The 18,387-nt window shown below is 52.8% G+C and carries 18 protein-coding genes; 8 read left to right on the forward strand and 10 right to left on the reverse strand.

Features of this window, described 5'->3' with window-relative positions:
* The first annotated feature begins 162 nt into the window (after positions 1-162).
* The 6 genes from fieF to C2U41_RS23550 all read left to right on the forward strand — a co-directional run bounded on the left by fieF (position 163) and on the right by C2U41_RS23550 (position 7,222).
* On the forward strand, positions 163-1,065 hold the full coding sequence (fieF, locus tag C2U41_RS23525; RefSeq protein ID WP_003028775.1) for a CDF family cation-efflux transporter FieF: 903 nt from the start codon (positions 163-165) through the stop codon (positions 1,063-1,065).
* Positions 1,066-1,248: 183 nt separating this feature from the next.
* Positions 1,249-2,211 (forward strand): 6-phosphofructokinase, encoded by a 963-nt coding sequence (gene pfkA / locus C2U41_RS23530; RefSeq protein WP_003028778.1) that lies wholly within the window; start codon positions 1,249-1,251, stop codon positions 2,209-2,211.
* A 203-nt stretch (positions 2,212-2,414) separates the two neighbouring features.
* Positions 2,415-3,404 (forward strand): sulfate/thiosulfate ABC transporter substrate-binding protein Sbp, encoded by a 990-nt coding sequence (gene sbp / locus C2U41_RS23535; RefSeq protein WP_048216994.1) that lies wholly within the window; start codon positions 2,415-2,417, stop codon positions 3,402-3,404.
* A 104-nt stretch (positions 3,405-3,508) separates the two neighbouring features.
* The gene (locus C2U41_RS23540; protein ID WP_016151272.1) at positions 3,509-4,258 is read left to right on the forward strand and encodes a CDP-diacylglycerol diphosphatase; all 750 of its coding nucleotides are present in this window, start codon (positions 3,509-3,511) and stop codon (positions 4,256-4,258) included.
* 73 nt (positions 4,259-4,331) lie between these two features.
* Positions 4,332-5,636, forward strand: coding sequence for an SLC13 family permease (locus C2U41_RS23545; RefSeq protein WP_003840496.1), 1,305 nt, complete (start codon positions 4,332-4,334; stop codon positions 5,634-5,636).
* Positions 5,637-5,749: 113 nt separating this feature from the next.
* Positions 5,750-7,222, forward strand: a complete 1,473-nt coding sequence (locus C2U41_RS23550; RefSeq protein WP_103848533.1) for a DASS family sodium-coupled anion symporter — start codon at positions 5,750-5,752, stop codon at positions 7,220-7,222.
* A gap of 39 nt (positions 7,223-7,261) precedes the next feature.
* On the opposite strand, the gene tpiA is transcribed toward C2U41_RS23550, so the two are convergent.
* Both tpiA and C2U41_RS23560 read right to left on the reverse strand, forming a co-directional pair.
* Positions 7,262-8,029: a triose-phosphate isomerase gene (gene tpiA / locus C2U41_RS23555; RefSeq protein WP_003028783.1), complete on the reverse strand. Its 768-nt coding sequence runs from the start codon at positions 8,027-8,029 to the stop codon at positions 7,262-7,264.
* A 111-nt stretch (positions 8,030-8,140) separates the two neighbouring features.
* Complete coding sequence (locus C2U41_RS23560; RefSeq protein WP_003028785.1) at positions 8,141-8,737, reverse strand: YiiQ family protein; 597 nt, start codon at positions 8,735-8,737, stop codon at positions 8,141-8,143.
* Between the two features lie 100 nt (positions 8,738-8,837).
* Here C2U41_RS23560 and C2U41_RS23565 point away from each other — a divergent pair, with 100 nt between their 5' ends.
* Positions 8,838-9,266: a DUF805 domain-containing protein gene (locus tag C2U41_RS23565; RefSeq protein WP_048216991.1), complete on the forward strand. Its 429-nt coding sequence runs from the start codon at positions 8,838-8,840 to the stop codon at positions 9,264-9,266.
* A gap of 63 nt (positions 9,267-9,329) precedes the next feature.
* On the opposite strand, the gene fpr is transcribed toward C2U41_RS23565, so the two are convergent.
* The 4 genes from fpr to C2U41_RS23585 all read right to left on the reverse strand — a co-directional run bounded on the left by fpr (position 9,330) and on the right by C2U41_RS23585 (position 13,693).
* Positions 9,330-10,076 carry a ferredoxin--NADP(+) reductase gene (gene fpr / locus C2U41_RS23570; RefSeq protein WP_048216990.1) on the reverse strand — a complete coding sequence of 249 codons (747 nt, stop codon included), beginning with the start codon at positions 10,074-10,076 and terminating at the stop codon, positions 9,330-9,332.
* 95 nt (positions 10,077-10,171) lie between these two features.
* A complete protein-coding gene (gene glpX, locus C2U41_RS23575) occupies positions 10,172-11,182 on the reverse strand; it encodes a class II fructose-bisphosphatase (protein ID WP_003840506.1) in 1,011 nt (336 codons plus the stop codon).
* A gap of 135 nt (positions 11,183-11,317) precedes the next feature.
* On the reverse strand, positions 11,318-12,826 hold the full coding sequence (gene glpK, locus C2U41_RS23580; RefSeq protein WP_003028792.1) for a glycerol kinase GlpK: 1,509 nt from the start codon (positions 12,824-12,826) through the stop codon (positions 11,318-11,320).
* Positions 12,827-12,847: 21 nt separating this feature from the next.
* Positions 12,848-13,693 (reverse strand): MIP/aquaporin family protein, encoded by an 846-nt coding sequence (locus tag C2U41_RS23585; RefSeq protein ID WP_003028793.1) that lies wholly within the window; start codon positions 13,691-13,693, stop codon positions 12,848-12,850.
* 428 nt (positions 13,694-14,121) lie between these two features.
* Between C2U41_RS23585 and zapB the strand changes: the two genes are divergently transcribed.
* On the forward strand, positions 14,122-14,367 hold the full coding sequence (gene zapB, locus C2U41_RS23590; protein ID WP_088732415.1) for a septal ring assembly protein ZapB: 246 nt from the start codon (positions 14,122-14,124) through the stop codon (positions 14,365-14,367).
* A gap of 202 nt (positions 14,368-14,569) precedes the next feature.
* Here the strand turns inward: zapB and C2U41_RS23595 are convergent, their stop codons facing one another.
* The 4 genes from C2U41_RS23595 to hslU all read right to left on the reverse strand — a co-directional run bounded on the left by C2U41_RS23595 (position 14,570) and on the right by hslU (position 18,380).
* A complete protein-coding gene (locus tag C2U41_RS23595) occupies positions 14,570-15,313 on the reverse strand; it encodes an SDR family NAD(P)-dependent oxidoreductase (protein ID WP_003840511.1) in 744 nt (247 codons plus the stop codon).
* Positions 15,314-15,473: 160 nt separating this feature from the next.
* Entirely contained in the window at positions 15,474-15,959 is a 486-nt protein-coding gene (rraA, locus tag C2U41_RS23600) for a ribonuclease E activity regulator RraA (RefSeq protein WP_003028798.1), read from the reverse strand.
* A gap of 92 nt (positions 15,960-16,051) precedes the next feature.
* Positions 16,052-16,981 carry a 1,4-dihydroxy-2-naphthoate polyprenyltransferase gene (gene menA, locus C2U41_RS23605; protein WP_003028801.1) on the reverse strand — a complete coding sequence of 310 codons (930 nt, stop codon included), beginning with the start codon at positions 16,979-16,981 and terminating at the stop codon, positions 16,052-16,054.
* Between the two features lie 67 nt (positions 16,982-17,048).
* Positions 17,049-18,380 (reverse strand): HslU--HslV peptidase ATPase subunit, encoded by a 1,332-nt coding sequence (hslU, locus tag C2U41_RS23610; RefSeq protein ID WP_003028803.1) that lies wholly within the window; start codon positions 18,378-18,380, stop codon positions 17,049-17,051.
* Positions 18,381-18,387: the final 7 nt, after the last annotated feature.

Raw genomic sequence — 18,387 nt, forward strand, 5'->3', positions numbered from 1 at the left:
AAATCCTTTTATTCCATTGTGTTACTGGTTGGATTTCTTCACCATCCCTGTCTTCCCCCACATGATGTGGGGGTTTTTTTTGCCCAAAATTTGTCACTCGGTTATTGCCTGACTGTTTTACTTCATCCGTTATACTAGCGGCATATTCTGGCTGGAGTGTTTATGAATCATACCTATGGGCGGCTGGTGAGCCGGGCGGCAATCGCGGCGACCGTGATGGCATCGCTGTTACTATTGATCAAAATTTTCGCGTGGTGGTACACCGGATCGGTCAGTATTCTGGCTGCACTGGTGGATTCTCTGGTGGACATTGCGGCGTCGTTAACCAACCTGTTGGTGGTGCGCTATTCGCTGCAACCGGCCGATGATGAACATACGTTCGGACACGGAAAAGCGGAATCACTGGCGGCGCTGGCGCAAAGCATGTTTATTTCCGGTTCGGCGCTGTTTTTATTCCTGACCGGGATTCAGCATCTCATCCAACCGACGCCGATGAAAGATCCCGGCGTTGGGGTGGTTGTCACCATCATTGCGTTAGTGTGTACAATCATTCTGGTCTCGTTTCAGCGCTGGGTAGTGAAGCGTACGCAAAGTCAGGCCGTTCGGGCAGATATGCTTCATTATCAGTCTGATGTTATGATGAACGGTGCGATTCTCATTGCGCTCGGGCTGGCATGGTACGGCTGGCATCGTGCGGATGCCTTGTTTGCGCTCGGGATTGGCATCTATATTTTATATAGCGCATTACGCATGGGGTATGAGGCAGTGCAATCTTTGCTGGATCGCGCTTTACCCGATGAGGAACGTCAGGAAATTATTGATATCGTGACGTCATGGCCTGGGGTCAGCGGCGCTCACGATCTTCGCACGCGGCAGTCAGGGCCGACCCGCTTTATTCAGATTCATTTGGAAATGGAAGATAATCTGCCGCTCGTTCAGGCGCATTTAGTGGCTGAACAGGTTGAGCAGGCAATTTTACGGCGTTTCCCGGGATCGGATGTCATCATTCATCAGGATCCCTGTTCAGTCGTACCCAAGGAAGGCAAGGTGTTTGAGCTTTCATAATTCGTTGTAAAAAGTGAACCGGGCCAGCATTTTGTGTATAAATTACCACCATTTGGCCTGACCTGAATCAATTCAGCAGGAAGTGATTGTTATACTATCTGCATATTCGTTGGATCGTTTCGATATGCGGAATCGACTTCCGGCAGCAGATTTCATTTTGCATTCCAAAGTTCAGAGGTAGTCATGATTAAGAAAATCGGTGTGTTGACAAGCGGCGGTGATGCGCCGGGCATGAACGCAGCAATCCGTGGTGTTGTACGTGCAGCGTTGACGGAAGGGCTGGAAGTCATGGGGATCCATGATGGCTACCTGGGTTTGTATGAAGACCGTATGGTCCAGCTTGACCGCTACAGCGTGTCCGACATGATCAACCGTGGCGGTACTTTCCTCGGTTCAGCTCGCTTCCCGGAATTCCGCGACGAAAACGTGCGTGCGGTGGCTATCGAAAACCTGAAAAAGCGTGGCATTGATGCGCTGGTTGTTATCGGCGGTGACGGTTCTTACATGGGTGCAAAACGCCTGACTGAAATGGGCTTCCCATGCATCGGTCTGCCGGGCACTATCGACAACGATATCAAGGGCACCGACTACACCATCGGTTACTTCACCGCTCTGGGTACTGTAGTAGAAGCGATTGACCGTCTGCGTGATACCTCTTCTTCTCACCAGCGTATTTCCATCGTTGAAGTGATGGGCCGCTACTGTGGCGATCTGACCCTGGCGGCTGCAATTGCCGGTGGTTGTGAGTTCGTAGTGGTTCCGGAAGTGGAATTCAGTCGCGACGATTTGGTTGCTGAAATCAAAGCGGGCATCGCGAAAGGTAAAAAACACGCAATCGTAGCGATCACTGAACACATGTGTGACGTTGACGAACTGGCGCATTACATCGAGAAGGAAACGGGCCGCGAAACGCGTTCGACCGTGTTGGGTCACATTCAGCGTGGTGGTTCCCCGGTTCCTTACGATCGTATCCTGGCATCCCGTATGGGCGCATATGCTATTGAACTGCTGCTGGCAGGTCATGGCGGTCGCTGTGTCGGTATTCAGAACGAGCAACTGGTTCACCACGATATCATCGATGCTATCGAGAACATGAAGCGTCCATTCAAAGGTGACTGGCTGGACTGCGCGAAAAAACTGTACTGATTGTTTTTTGTTGCCCGGTGGCGCTTCGCTTACCGGGCCTACAGAGTGTACTCTTGTAGGCCGGATAAGGCGTAAGTCGTCATCCGGCACAACCTTCCTCATTTATTCCCCGAAGTTATAGCAAATCTTTTTTTATTCTTTAATGTTTGGATGCCTTTCTGGCACGCTTTGCTCATCACAACATCACATAAGAGAGCTGGGCGATGAACAAATGGGGCGTAGGGTTAACATTATTGCTGGCATCAACCAGCGTTCTGGCAAAGGATATTCAGTTACTTAACGTATCGTACGATCCAACACGTGAACTGTACGAGCAGTACAATAAAGCCTTCAGCGCGCACTGGAAGCAGGAAACGGGCGATAACGTCGTGATCCGCCAGTCGCACGGCGGCTCTGGTAAACAGGCGACCTCTGTCATCAACGGTATTGAAGCCGATGTGGTGACGTTGGCACTGGCATATGACGTGGATGCCATTGCTGAACGTGGTCGAATTGATAAAAACTGGATTAAGCGCTTGCCGGATAACTCTGCGCCTTACACCTCCACCATCGTGTTCCTGGTCCGCAAAGGCAACCCCAAACAAATTCATGACTGGAACGATTTGATCAAACCCGGCGTGTCAGTGATTACACCAAACCCGAAAAGCTCAGGCGGCGCACGCTGGAACTATCTGGCGGCATGGGGCTATGCCCTGCACCACAACAACAACGATCAGGCCAAGGCACAAGACTTTGTGAAGGCCCTGTATAAAAACGTTGAGGTGCTCGATTCTGGTGCACGTGGCTCAACCAATACTTTCGTTGAACGTGGTATCGGTGATGTGCTGATCGCCTGGGAAAACGAAGCGCTGCTGGCAACGAACGAGCTGGGTAAAGACAAATTTGAGATAGTGACGCCGAGTGAATCTATTCTCGCGGAGCCGACCGTTTCCGTGGTCGATAAAGTGGTGGAAAAGAAAGACACCAAAGCGGTGGCGGAAGCTTATCTGAAGTATCTCTACTCTCCGGAAGGCCAGGAAATTGCAGCGAAAAACTACTATCGTCCACGTGATACAGACGTTGCGAAGAAATACGAAAATGCATTTCCGCAGCTGAAGCTGTTCACCATCGACGAAGAGTTTGGCGGCTGGACAAAAGCGCAGAAAGAGCACTTCTCTAATGGCGGTACGTTCGACCAGATCAGCAAACGCTAAATAAGTCTGTGATTTACCGACCCGGTGGCCTAACGCGACCGGGTTTTTTATTTGTCATGGTTTTGCGTTACTCTTGCCCTTCAATGGGATACAGGAAACGCGTAATGAAAAAAGCAGGCTATCTTTTACTGGCGGTGATTGTGGTCGCCGCCGCTGCAGGCATCGGGTACTGGAAATTCACCGGCAACCCGGACGCATTACGCCAGATCGTCCTTCAACAATGCTTACCGCACCAGTTGCAGCAGCAGGATCCTGCACCATGCGCAGAAGTGAAGACGGATGCCGGATATGTGGTGTTCAAAGACCGTAACGGCCCTTTGCAATATTTGTTGATGCCCACTTATCGCATTAACGGTACGGAAAGCCCACTGCTGTTGAAATCAGGCACGCCGAACTTTTTCTGGCTGGCCTGGCAGGCGCGTAGCTTTATGAGCCAAAAATACGGCCAGGAAATCCCTGACAAAGCAGTCTCTCTGACCATTAACTCACGTAGCGGGCGTACTCAAAATCACCTGCATATTCATATCTCCTGCCTGCGAACCGATGTCAGAAAACAGCTGGATGACAACCTGGCGAAAATCAGCACCCGCTGGCTACCTCTACCAGGTGGGCTGCGCGGTCATGAATATCTGGCGCGTCGCGTCACGGAAAATGAACTGGCACAACGCAGCCCATTTATGATGCTGGCAGAAGAGGTGCCGGATGCACGTGAGCATATGGGCAGCTATGCGTTGGCGATGGTGCGTCAGAGCGATGAATCCTTTGTTCTGCTGGCTACTCAGCGCAATCTGCTGGCGCTGAATCTCGCCTCCGCTGAGGAAATTCAGGATCATCAATGTGATATTCTGCGTTAACCCCACCTAATCTGGCGTTTACTCCGCATGCCTGTCCCCGTATTCTTGTTGAAAAAAACAACAGGAGACAGGCATGTCGCTCTGGCTTACACACCCTCTGTTTATCCCCTCTCTGGTGGTTGGCATCACCATTCTGCTCTGGGCTACGTCGCTGCTGCCGGAGTTTATAACGGCGCTGCTGTTCTTTGCCGTGGCGATGGTCGCCAAAATCGCGCCACCGGATGTGATCTTTGGCGGCTTTGCGTCCTCCGCATTCTGGTTGGTGTTTAGCGGCTTTGTGCTGGGTATCGCGATTCGTAAAACGGGGCTGGCGGACAGGGCGGCGAGGGCGCTGTCATCACGGTTGACCGACTCCTGGCCGTTAATGGTGGCGAGTGTGGTGCTGTTGAGTTACGCGCTGGCGTTTGTAATGCCATCCAACATGGGCCGCATTGCGCTGCTGATGCCGATTGTCGCAGCGATGGCGAAACGAGCTGGAATTAACGATGGTACGCGCGCCTGGTATGGTCTGGCACTGGCCGTTGGGTTTGGGACATTCCAGCTTTCTGCGACGATTTTACCCGCAAACGTACCGAATCTGGTGATGAGCGGCGCGGCGGAAGGCTCTTACGGCATCCACCTCAATTATCTTCCCTATTTGCTGCTGCATACGCCGGTTCTGGGTTGGCTTAAAGGCGCAGTTCTCATCGTGCTTATCTGCTGGCTGTTCCCTGGCAAGCCCCATGCGCCACGCGATCTCACGCCGTCGGAACCGATGAGTGGAGATGAAAAACGTCTGGCCTGGATGTTAGCGGTGGTGTTGCTTCTTTGGGTAAGCGAAAGCTGGCACGGCATTGGCCCCGCGTGGACCGGGCTGGCGGCGGCAGTTATCACATTGCTCCCACGGGTTGGCTTTATCAATGGCGACGAGTTTTCCACTGGGGTCAACATTCGTACCTGTATTTATGTGGCGGGTATTCTGGGGCTGGCGATCACCGTCACGCAGACAGGTATTGGTAGCGCCGTTGGCGAAGCGCTGTTACAGGTGATGCCGCTGGATGCGGAAAAGCCGTTTACCAGTTTCCTCGCGCTGACCGGTATTACCACGGCGCTTAATTTTATTATGACGGCGAACGGTGTTCCGGCGCTGTATACCACGTTGGCGCAAAGCTTTGCCGATGCGACGGGATTCCCGCTGCTGTCGGTGATTATGATCCAGGTGCTGGGTTATTCCACACCACTGTTGCCGTATCAGGCTTCACCGATCGTGGTGGCGATGGCGCTCGGGAAAGTACCTGCAAGGGCAGGGATGCTGCTGTGTATCGCACTGGCGGCGGCAACGTATTTGATTCTTCTGCCGCTGGATTACGCCTGGTTTACGGTGTTGGGAAAACTGTAGCTGTATCAAAATGTTAATTTTATGTTTTGTGAGTGAGTGAATTGTATTATGCGCGGCAATATCGGTTAATGCCTGAGCGCAGATTTGCGCACTGGAAACTCAAGGATTGATTCATGGACAGTTTGACCCCCATCCGCCGCTGGCCTGCCATCATCTCGCTTGTGATTACGCTGACCATCTGGTTTGTTATCCCGTGTCCTCCTGACGTAACCCCGCAAGCATGGCACCTGCTGGCACTGTTTATTGGTACGATCGCCGCGATTATCGGTAAAGCTATGCCCATTGGTGCAATTGCGATTGTGGCGATTATGCTGGTGGCGATGACAGGCGTTACTAACCCAGGCAAACCCTCCGCGGCATTGAACGATGCATTGAGTGGTTTTTCTAACCAGCTAATCTGGCTGATTGGTTTATCCATTATGCTGTCGCAAAGTCTGTTAAAGACCGGCCTGGGCGCGCGTATTGGCTACGGGTTTATTGCGCTCTTTGGTAAAAGAACGCTGGGTATTGCGTGGGCATTAACCCTTGCGGAAACGCTAATTGCACCCGTAACGCCAAGCAATACCGCGCGTGGTGGTGGCATTATCCACCCGGTAATGTGGGCGATTGCGGAGAGCCTCGGCTCGCAGCCAGGCCATGCCGAGAATGGCTCAACGGGCCGTTATCTCGCGCTGGTGAACTACAACATTAACCCGATCAGCTCGGCAATGTTCATCACCGCGACCGCACCTAATCCGTTAATCGTCAGTTTTTTGACAAAGGGGACGGATGGCGTGCTGAACATGACCTGGGGAATGTGGGCTATTGCGGCGCTTCTTCCCGCACTGGTATCACTGGTTGTCATGCCGATTGTAATCTGGTGGCTCTATCCGCCAGCTATCACGCGCACGCCAAATGCGCCGCAGTTTGCGCGGCAAAAACTGGATGCGCTGGGTCCACTTTCTTTGGCAGAGAAAATCACCCTGGGGGTGTTCATTTTGCTGCTCTGTCTATGGGCGGGTGTTCCAGCAATGCTGATGGGCAGTGCCTGGAGCGTAAACCCCACTAGCGCCGCGTTAATTGGATTGTCGATTCTATTGATGGCGGGTGTATTGAGCTGGGATGACATTCTTAAATGCCGCGGGGCATGGGATACGATAGTCTGGTTTGCCGCGCTGGTGATGATGGCGGATTTTCTCAGCAAACTGGGATTGGTAGGATGGCTGGCAACCAGCGTGGGTAGCGCAATCGACCATCTTGGCGTGCACTGGAGTGTTGCGACGCTGTTGTTAATCCTGCTTTACGTCTACTCGCACTACTTTTTCGCCAGCACAACTGCGCATATTACGGCTATGTTCGCTGCGTTCTTTGCCGCAGGCTTAGGCCTCGGCGCGCCGCCAGCGCTGCTTGGTTTAATGCTCGGTTTCTCCTCCTCCTTGATGATGTCGCTCACGCACTATGGCACGGGTACTGCGCCTATTATCTTTGGTTCGGGCTATGTCACGTTGGCGGAGTGGTGGAAAACGGGGCTGGTGATGAGTGTGATCAACCTGACCATTTGGGGTGTGACCGGCGCCTTCTGGTGGCACTGGTTGGGATACTGGTAGTTAATACAGCGGGAGGAGGGCTCCTCCCGCCTTAACAACTTAAGCCTGTTTAGCGGCTTCTGCTGCTTTAACGATGACTGCGAAGGCATCTGCTTTCAGAGAAGCACCACCAACCAGCGCACCGTCGATGTCCGGCTGAGCGAACAGTTCTGCCGCGTTAGCTGCGTTTACAGAACCGCCGTACTGGATGATAACTTGCTCAGCGATTTTCGCGTCAGCTTTAGCAATGTGGTCACGAATAAATTTGTGAACAGCCTGAGCCTGAGCAGGAGTTGCAGATTTGCCGGTACCAATAGCCCATACTGGTTCGTAAGCGATAACGACGCCTTCGAATGCTGCCGCGCCCTGAGTTTTCAGAACCGCGTCGATCTGACGTGCACAAACTTCTTCAGTTTTGCCCGCTTCGTTTTCTGCTTCGGTTTCACCGATGCACAGAACTGGAGTCAGACCCTGCTCTTTCAGCACGGCGAATTTTTTAGCGATCAGCTCGTCAGATTCTTTGTGGTAAGTACGACGCTCAGAGTGACCGATAATGATGTACTGCGCGCCGATGTCTTTCAGCATTTCAGCACTTGTTTCACCAGTGAATGCGCCAGACAGGTTCAGGTCAACGTTCTGCGCGCCCAGAATGATGTGGCTACCGGCAGCGGCGTGTTTCGCCAGGTCGATATACATTTCCGGTGGAGCAATCGCTACTGCACAGCCAGCAACGCCAGCCAGTTCTTTACGCAGGTTAGCAACCAGTTCGTTTACCATGTGGCGGCTGCCGTTCAGTTTCCAGTTACCCATCACTAAAGGATGTCGCATTTCATTTCTCCACGCTTGTCAGCGAATTAAGGAATATGGCCGCCCGTGAGGGCAGCATGGTCTGTGAAACAGTATAGAGATTCATCCCCTGAAAGGCTTTGCTTTTTGTCATCAATTCGCCTTCTCAAGACTTTCTGATAGTACCAGCTTAATCGGTTCAACAGCGAAGGTCAGTCCTTTTTCACCGTTGTCAGCAACAACATAGCGAATTGCGCCTTCTGTTTCAGCGTAATAGCGCTTACCTTTGCCTGCGGCGAGCAGTTTTTGCAGCTTTTTCTGGCTCTGTTCTTTCGTCAGCAGCGGCGCGACGGTGCGGATGACGGCGGTCATGTATTCCAGCGCTTTCGCTTTGGCTGCCTTTTGTTCTGGCCCCTGAATGGGTAACCAGGTTATCTGCATGCTTTTGATTTTAAGGGTGCCGCGTTCAAGAGCGGAAGACGCATACAGGTTTTCATTGATTTTACTGGCTGCGCGGGTGAGATTTGCTCGATCGCGACTGCTGTCGATGGCACGGAACTCATTCAGAATAAGCTTCGGATTCTGCGTATTAAAGTTTTCACGAAACTGGCTAATCGACAGGTCAAAGGTCGGCGCGCCCGCCAGTAAATAGGGGGCCGTGGTTGCCGTCGACGGCTCTTCCGCCAGTACCGCAGTGCTCGCGGTTAAGGCTGAAAACAATAATAAAAACAGTGTAAATCCTTGCTTCATCAATCGTACCTTTCATTCTCATTGCTCACGATTAAAACGGTAACCGTCGAGCTTGTCAAAAGGGTAAACTGTTCTGGAAGGTAATAATAAAGGAACTTACATGACCATACAGCAGTGGTTATTCTCATTTAAAGGGCGCATCGGGCGCCGTGATTTCTGGATTTGGATTGGCCTCTGGATCGTCAGCATGCTGGTTCTGTTTTCGCTGGCGAGCAAAGAATTACTCGATATTCAGACCGCGGCTTTTTGTCTGGTGTGTCTGCTATGGCCAACGGCGGCAGTGACGGTAAAACGTCTGCATGACCGGGGGCGCTCCGGAGCGTGGGCGCTGTTGATGATCCTGGCGTGGATGCTGCTGGCCGGAAATTGGGCGATTTTACCCGGCGTCTGGCAATGGGCGGTAGGCCGCTTTGTTCCAACGTTGATTCTGGTTGGTATGCTTATCGATCTGGGGGCGTTCATTGGCACCCAGGACGCGAATAAATATGGTAAGGATACGCAGGACGTAAAGTACAGAGCTGACTCGTAGGCCGGATAAGCGTAAGCGCCATCCGGCAAAATGCCCGGGTGTTTACCGGGCATTGAAACGTTCTTACCAGTAGTGCTCTGCGGTCATATGGCCCGGTCGACGGCGCAGGTGTTTGGTCATTTGCCGGGTCTCTTTCAGCAACTGCTGCGTGTCGCGTACCATTTGCGGGTTTCCGCACAGCATCACATGGCTGGTTTCTTTATCCATTGGCAACCCGACTGCTTTTTCTAGCTCACCGCTTTCAATCAACGCCGGTACACGTCCGGTCAGCGAATCTGCGGCTGTTTCACGGCTGACAACCGTCTGGATGCGTAATTTACCTTCGTAGCGTTTTTCCAACGACTGCATCAACGGTAGATAGCTCAAATCGGCGGCATAGCGCGCGGCGTGGACCAGCACCAGATTTTTAAAGCGATCCAGGTCCTTGCCTAACTGCAGAATCGACAAATATGGGCCGATAGCCGTGCCGGTCGCCAGCATCCATAGCGTTTCGCAATCGGGGACTTCATCCAGCACGAAGAAACCAGCAGCTTCACTCACCACCTGCACTTCATCGCCTGGCTTCAGTGCTGCCAGACGAGGGCTGAGTTTGCCGTCGGGAACCGTCACCAGATAAAACTCTAAATCGGGGTTATCAGGGGCATTTACGTAAGAATAGGCGCGCTGGACGCGTTCGCCGTCGATCTCAAGGCCAAGCTTAGTGAACTGACCTGCAGTGAAAGGAAGAACTGGAGCTCGCACGGTCAAACTAAACAGGGCATCGGTCCAGTTTTGCACCTTTGTGACTTTGCCTGTTACCCAATCTGCCATGGTTTTCTCCTGTCTGCTTTGATTGCCTTATCTTCGTTCGTTGGACGAAAGATTTCCAGCCCATATGGGCTGGAAGGCTCTATTGATCAAATCAATTACAGGATGTGCGCCTGCACATCGGGATCTTTACGATCGAGGTAGTGAATCGACTGAATGCGACGGATCGTACGTGATTTGCCGCGGATCAGCAGCGTTTCGGTGGTCGCGATATTACCTTTACGGCTAATCCCTTCCAGCAAATCGCCTTTGGTGATGCCGGTGGCGGAGAAAATGACGTTGTCGCTACGCGCCATTTCATCGAGGCGCAGCGCTTTGCCCGCTTCAATGCCCATGGCGGCGCAACGAGCCAGTTCTTGTTCGCCAATGCGACGGTTCTCTTCGCTGTCGCCTTTGACGTCATGACGCGCCAGCAAACGGCCCTGCATGTCGCCGTCCAGTGCGCGGATCACCGCTGCGGAAACCACACCTTCAGGTGCGCCGCCAATGCCGTACAGCACGTCAACTTCACTGTCTGGCATGCAGGTCAGAATGGAGGCCGCAACGTCGCCGTCTGGAATAGCGAAGACGCGCACGCCCAGTTTTTGCATTTCGGCGATCGTTTCATCATGGCGTGGTTTGGCCAGAATGGTTACGGTCAGCTCACTCAGCGGTTTATTGAGTGCAGCGGCAACGTTATGCAGGTTGGCTTCCAGCGACAGGTTCAGGTCGATAGACCCTTTTGCGCCTGGGCCGACAATCAGCTTTTCCATGTACATATCTGGCGCATTCAGGAAGCAGCCTTTATCGCCCACAGCCAGTACGGCCAGCGCGTTTGCCTGACCCATTGCCGTCATGCGTGTACCTTCGATAGGATCGACGGCGATGTCGACCGCATCACCAAGACCGGTCCCGACTTTTTCACCGATAAACAGCATCGGCGCTTCATCAATCTCACCCTCGCCAATCACGATGGTGCCGTCGATGTTGACCTGGTTGAGCATAATACGCATGGCGTTCACTGCCGCGCCGTCAGCGGTATTTTTATCGCCGCGGCCCAGCCATTTATAGCCAGCCAGCGCGGCCGCTTCGGTCACGCGTGAAAATTCAATGGCAAGTTCTCGTCTCATTGCAAACTCGTAGCTGAAAGGAATGGCGCGAAGTGTAGCACAGGGGAGGGGGCGAGATTATTGATGTGTGTGCGGGGTTGCCCCCGCACGAAGATTTTGCCGGATAAGCCAAAGTAGCCATCCGGCAATGACGTATTACTCGTCGTGATCTTCCCATGCCATGGCGCGTTTGACCGCTTTTTTCCAGCCGCTGTAACGGAAGTTACGCTCGGTGGTTTCGATGCCTGGACGGAATTCACGCTCGATGACCGCTTTCTCCTGCAACTCATCCAGATTCTGCCAGAAGCCTACTGCCAGGCCAGCCAGGTACGCTGCACCTAATGCGGTGACTTCGCGAACTTCCGGACGCTCTACGCGGGTGCCCAGAATGTCAGACTGGAACTGCATCAGGAAGTTGTTGGCGACCGCACCGCCGTCAACGCGCAGGGCGTGCAGACGAATACCGGAGTCAGCCTGCATCGCTTCCAGAACATCACGCGTCTGATAAGCGATAGACTCAAGCGTTGCGCGGATGATGTGGTTGGAGTTTACGCCACGGGTCAGGCCGAAGATGGCGCCACGTGCATACGGGTCCCAGTACGGTGCACCCAGGCCAGTAAATGCCGGAACGACGTACACGCCGTTGGTGTCTTTCACTTTGGTGGCGAAATACTCAGAGTCGAATGCATCGCTGATGAGTTTCATTTCATCGCGCAGCCACTGAATGGATGCGCCAGCCATAAATACCGCACCTTCCAGCGCGTAGTTCACTTCCCCGGTCGGTCCGCAGGCGATGGTGGTCAGCAGTCCGTTTTCGGACTTAACGGCTTTCTCACCGGTATTCATCAGCATGAAGCAGCCGGTACCGTAAGTGTTTTTCGCCATCCCTTCCTTTACGCACAGCTGGCCAAACAGAGCTGCCTGCTGGTCACCGGCGATACCGGAGATAGGAATACGAATGCCGCCTTTACCACCAATGTTGGTCTGACCGTACACTTCAGAAGAGCGACGCACTTCTGGCAGCATGGCGCGCGGAATATCCAGCGCATCCAGCATCGTGTCATCCCAGTCCAGGGAGTGGATGTTGAACAGCATGGTACGTGAAGCGTTGGTGTAATCCGTGACGTGTACGCGTCCCTGCGTCATTTTCCAGATAAGCCAGGTGTCCACGGTACCAAACAGCAGTTCGCCGCGACGAGCGCGCTCACGCGAGCCTTCAACGTGGTCGAGGATCCATTTCACCTTGGTGCCAGAGAAGTACGGGTCAATCACCAGGCCGGTGTTGTTACGGATGTATTCTTCCATGCCATCGCGCTTAAGCTTTTCGCAGATATCTGCGGTACGACGACACTGCCACACAATGGCGTTGTAGATTGGTTTACCGGTCTCACGCTCCCAGACGATGGTGGTTTCACGCTGGTTGGTAATACCGATCGCTGCAATTTCATCGGAACTGATATCGGCTTTCGCCAGAACTTCAACCAGCGTAGAGCTTTGGGTTGCCCAAATTTCCATTGGGTCGTGTTCTACCCAACCTGCTTTCGGGTAGATTTGCTCGAATTCGCGCTGTGAAACGGCAACGATATTCGCATCGTGGTCCATTACGACCGCGCGGGAGCTGGTGGTGCCCTGGTCGAGCGCAACGATATATTTTTTTTCAGTCATAATTTTTGTCCCGTAGTCACATTACAGCGAAGCTTTTTGTTGAGTGTTGGCCGCCGCGTCTTTTTCTTCAATCACGCAGACATCGCACGGTAAATGGCGACCAATCAGTTTGCGATATGCCCATGCGCCCAAAATCGCGCCGGTAATCGGGCCAAATACCGGAACCAGGAAGTAAGGGATATCGCGACCACCTGTGAAGGCAATCTCACCCCATCCGGCCATCCAGGCGAAGAGTTTCGGTCCGAAGTCACGTGCCGGGTTCATCGCAAAACCTGTCAGCGGACCCATGGAAGCACCAATAACGGCAATTAATAAGCCAATCAGCAGTGGTGCCAGCGGACCACGAGGTACACCGTTACCATCGTCGGTCAGAGCCAGAATCAGCCCCATTAGAATAGCGGTAATGACCATTTCAACCGCGAAGGCCTGCACAAAATTGATATGCGGATTCGGATAGGTGGAGAAAGTACCCGCCAGACCCAGGCTTTCGGTAGTGCCACGCACGATATGGTTGGTTTGTTCAAAATCGATGAAAAGATTGTAATAAAGCCCGTAAACCAATGCCGCTGCGCAAAAGGCGCCGGCAATTTGCGAAATAATAAAAGGGACAACTTTGCGTTTATCAAAACAGGCGAACAGCCAGAGTGCGATGGTTACCGCGGGATTCAGGTGTGCACCAGAAACGCCTGCGGTCAGATAGATAGCCATTGCTACCCCCAGACCCCAGATGATACTGATTTCCCACTGACCAAAAGTAGCACCAGCTACTTTGAGTGCAGCGACACAGCCCACACCGAAGAAAATCAACAACCCGGTACCGAGGAATTCAGCAATGCACTGGCCTTTTAAGGTTGAGGTTTGACTCATAATCGGATCCTGAAGAGAGTTTAATGTTTATTGTGTGCGAGAAGGTCACTGACATCCCCGGAGCCGGTAGGCACACTGTTAATTTATCGTTAACGCTCAAAAACGAGAAATATCGAAATTAAAATGTGTGTACTGCATCAACAAAATGAGCGTTTTCGCGCCATTGTGCGGTATTTGTTATACAAAAATAGTGTGAGCTGAATCATTTCACTGATCAATCTGTTAACACTTAAGAGTTATGACAGTCATGTCACCAGGAGAAAGACTAAAAGTGTTGCAAACCGCAATCTGCGCGGGATGCCGCTGGACAGGGATGACGCGGCTTCATACAATCGGTGTTAAGTAGAGTGCGCTCGTTTTTATTAAGGCGTCGCCGGTTATCGGGACGAGGATTTTTATCCATCAACGCCTTGCAATTCAGGAGAGGTATGACGATGTCATTAGAAGTGTTTGAGAAACTGGAAGCAAAAGTACAGCAGGCGATTGATACCATCACGTTGTTACAGATGGAAATCGAAGAGCTGAAAGAAAAGAACAACTCACTGTCGCAGGAAGTTCAGACTGCACAGCAGCAGCGTGAAGAGCTGGAGCGTGAGAACAACAACCTGAAAGAACAGCAGAATGGCTGGCAGGATCGTCTGCATGCCCTGCTGGGTCGTATGGAAGAAGTCTAATTACGCTTCATCTTTCGTGCCGTAGCTGCGTTGGCTGCGCTCAGTTACCCCAGTCACGTAGTTTACTACGCTCCTGGGGATACCTTCGTTTGCCGCCTTGCTACAAGACGAAATCTATTGCGTAATCGTTCCTGTGTAGGCCGGATAAGGCGTAAGCCGTCATCCGGCAATACAATCGTTTTACCGCAACACAACGTTAATTTCAGGCATTCAAACCCCCATCTACGTCCAGACCGGTGCCGGAAATCTGCCCAGCCGCTGGGCTTGCCAGAAACGTCACCGCCGCTGCAACATCCTCCGGTGTTCCGTAATGCCCTGTAGCAATAAGCTGCCGTTGGGATTCTGCCTGCTCGCCATCTGCCGGGTTCATATCACTGTCAGTTGGGCCGGGATGGACAAGATTAACGGTAATACCCCGTGGGCCGAGATCGCGAGCCAGGCCACGGGTTAGCGAGTTGAGCGCTGATTTAGTCATCGCGTAGACGGCAATCCCCGGCTGGGCGACGCGGTTGGCAAGACAACTACCAATATTGATGATTCGCCCACCTTCAGGGAGATGCGGTAGCGCGGCCTGTATGGCAACTACCACGCCACGGATGTTCACGTTAATCAATGCGTCGATGTCCTCCAGTGACAGCGACTCCAGCGGGCCGCCGCGTGCGATCCCTGCGTTGTTGACCAGGATATCCAGTCCTCCGAGTGACTGTACCGTGCGGTTTACGGCATTCTGAATCGCCTGAGCGTCTGCACTGTTTGCCTGAATCGCCTCACCATGGCGGCCAAGTGCTGTAATTTCATCGGCAACGGCCTGGGCTTTCTCCGCAGATTTTTCATAGGTTATAACAACATCAGCACCGGCTTTCGCCAGCGACAGTGCAATGGCGCGCCCTAATCCACGACTGGCTCCGGTGACCAGCGCTTTTTTACCTGTCAGATCGATATGCATGATGACCTCGTGATGAGAGTGATGAGATTCATCATTAGGTATAGAGAGAGTTTTTTCTTCGTCAATGCGCTGGATGGGGGAATCGGAAGGGTGGTGTGGCAAAAAAAAAGCCAGTCAGTTGTTTAACCGACTGGCATCACACCGAATTGCGGTGTTCTCTTTACTCGATATCGAGCGGGTCTTCGGAGAGGATTATACCGGTGTTGTCGGCGTACAGGTGATCGCCAGAGAAGAACGTTACACCGCCAAAGTTGACGCGTACATCGCTTTCTCCAATACCTTCCCCTGCGGCACCGACCGGAATCGCGGCAATCGCCTGAATGCCGATATCCAGTTCTTCCAGATCGTCTACCTGACGGACTGAGCCGTAGATGACCAGACCTTCCCATTCATTCTGTACGGCCAGTCGAGCCAGTTCGGCATCGACCAGCGCACGACGGACAGAACCACCGCCATCGACCAGCAGAATGCGACCACGGCCGTTTTGTTCGAGCAGATCGTACAGCAACCCGTTGTCCTCGAAACATTTTACCGTGATGATTTGTCCGCCAAACGACGACCGTCCTCCAAAGTTAGAGAACAGTGGTTCCACGACGTTGACATCTTCCTGATAGATGTCACAAAGCTCGGATGTATCGTATTTCATAGGCTCAACGTTCAGCTGCTGCGAGAATTTTTAGTATATCGCGCTATGTGTACTGTTGGCAAAATCATCAATTGTTAATTGATATTTGTCAGTTAAAGAGACCACTGACTTAAGAAAATTCCAACGACAAACAGCAGGTTAGTTAACAATGCCGCTTTTACGGTGCGTTCCAGCATTGGGCGCATTGCCGCAGGATCCATCTCACGCATCACGTATCGCGCCTGTTTAATCAGCAGCGGAGCGGCGAGGATAAACAGCCATCCCCACAGGCTTTGCAGTGAGAACAGGTTAAACAGGGCCAGGCAGACCAGCGTGCCCATCAGCAGACAGGCGTGGTAGCGGCGGGCATTGACAGCGCCTAAACGCACGACCAGTGTGTTCTTGCCGTTCTCTCTGTCGCTGTTGATATCGCGCAGATTGTTGACGTTGAGCACGGCAGTTGCCAGCAGGCCGCAGGCGGTAGCAGGCAGAATGAGCGCCGGAATCAACGTATGCGCCTGCAGATACCAGCTTCCCATAACGCTCAGCCAGCCGAAGAACACCAGCACGGAAATATCGCCCAGACCGATATATCCGTAAGGGCGATTGCCTACGGTATAGGTGATTGCGGCGATGATCGACAGGCCGCCGAGCACCAGGAAGCCGACAAAATCTGCCAGCGTGTGACAGGCCACAGCAACCAGGGCCAGACCGGACAGGCAGATCAAGACCACGGTGACGATCAGCGCCCGCTTCATCTGCTGTTGGGTGATGACCCCTTTTTGCATACCGCGCAGCGGTCCTATGCGGTCGGGCTTGTCGCTGCCTTTGACGGCATCGCCATAGTCGTTAGCGAGATTGGACAGAATTTGCAGTAATCCCGCCGTAATCAATGCCAGCAGAGCAACCAGCGGATTGAAGTATCCTTGCCACCATGCTAATGCCGTACCGACGATGATCGCCGCGAAGGCGAGCGGTAAGGTCTTAGGTCGTAAACTTTCCAGCCAGGCTTGTGAGCGGCTAATTTGTTGTTGTTCAGTCATATTTAGCGCCAATAAAAATGGGGCTTTATCAGCCCCATCAACAGTGATGAAAATGCATTGAACGCGATTATAGGATAAAACGGCTCAGATCTTCATCTGCGACCAGCGCATCCAGATGTTTGCTCACATATTCGGCATCAATTGTGATGCTTTGGCCGTTCAAATCGCTCGCATCATAGGAAATATCTTCCATCAGACGTTCCAGAACGGTATGCAGACGACGTGCACCGATGTTTTCGGTGGTTTCGTTAACCTGCCAGGCCGCTTCGGCAATGCGTTTAATACCGGATTCAGTGAAGTTGATGTCCACACCTTCAGTCGCCATCAGCGCTTTGTACTGCACGGTGATGGAGGCATTCGGTTCAGTAAGGATACGCTCAAAATCGCTGGTGGTCAGCGCCTGCAGCTCGACACGAATCGGCAGACGACCCTGCAGTTCTGGGATCAGGTCAGACGGTTTCGCCACCTGGAATGCGCCAGAGGCGATAAACAGAATATGATCTGTTTTCACCATACCGTGCTTGGTGGAGACCGTGCAGCCTTCAACCAGCGGCAGCAGGTCGCGCTGTACGCCTTCGCGGGACACGTCCGGGCCGGAGGATTCACCGCGTTTACAGATTTTGTCGATTTCGTCGATAAACACGATCCCGTGCTGCTCAACGGCGTCGATAGCTTCTTGTTTCAGCTCTTCCGGGTTCACCAGTTTGGCCGCTTCTTCTTCAATCAGCAGTTTCATCGCGTCTTTGATTTTCAGCTTACGCGGTTTTTGCTTCTGACCGCCCAGGTTCTGGAACATGGACTGCAGCTGGCTGGTCATCTCTTCCATTCCCGGAGGCGCCATAATTTCAACGCCCATCGGTGCGGCCGCGAGATCGATTTCGATCTCTTTATCATCCAGCTGGCCTTCACGCAGTTTTTTACGGAACGCCTGACGCGCTGCAGAAGGTTCCTGCGGCTGTTCAGACTGTCCCCAGTTATTTTTAGCCGGTGGGATCAGCACGTCGAGAATGCGCTCTTCCGCCATCTCTTCAGCGCGGAAGCGGTTTTTCTCGATTGCCTGAACGCGAACCATCTTAATGGCAGCATCGGTCAGATCGCGGATGATCGAGTCAACTTCTTTACCAACATAGCCAACTTCGGTGAATTTGGTTGCTTCAACTTTGATGAACGGCGCGTTGGCCAGTTTTGCCAGGCGACGGGCGATTTCGGTTTTACCGACGCCGGTCGGGCCAATCATCAGAATGTTTTTCGGCGTGACTTCATGGCGCAACTCTTCGTTGAGCTGCATACGACGCCAGCGGTTACGCAGGGCAATCGCCACGGAACGCTTAGCGTTATCCTGGCCGATGATATGTTTGTTCAGTTCGCTGACAATTTCGCGTGGGGTCATTTCAGACATGGGGGAT

Origin of the sequence: Citrobacter freundii complex sp. CFNIH4 (assembly GCF_002934505.1) — a bacterium.
Classification (GTDB): Bacteria; Pseudomonadota; Gammaproteobacteria; order Enterobacterales; family Enterobacteriaceae; genus Citrobacter; species Citrobacter freundii.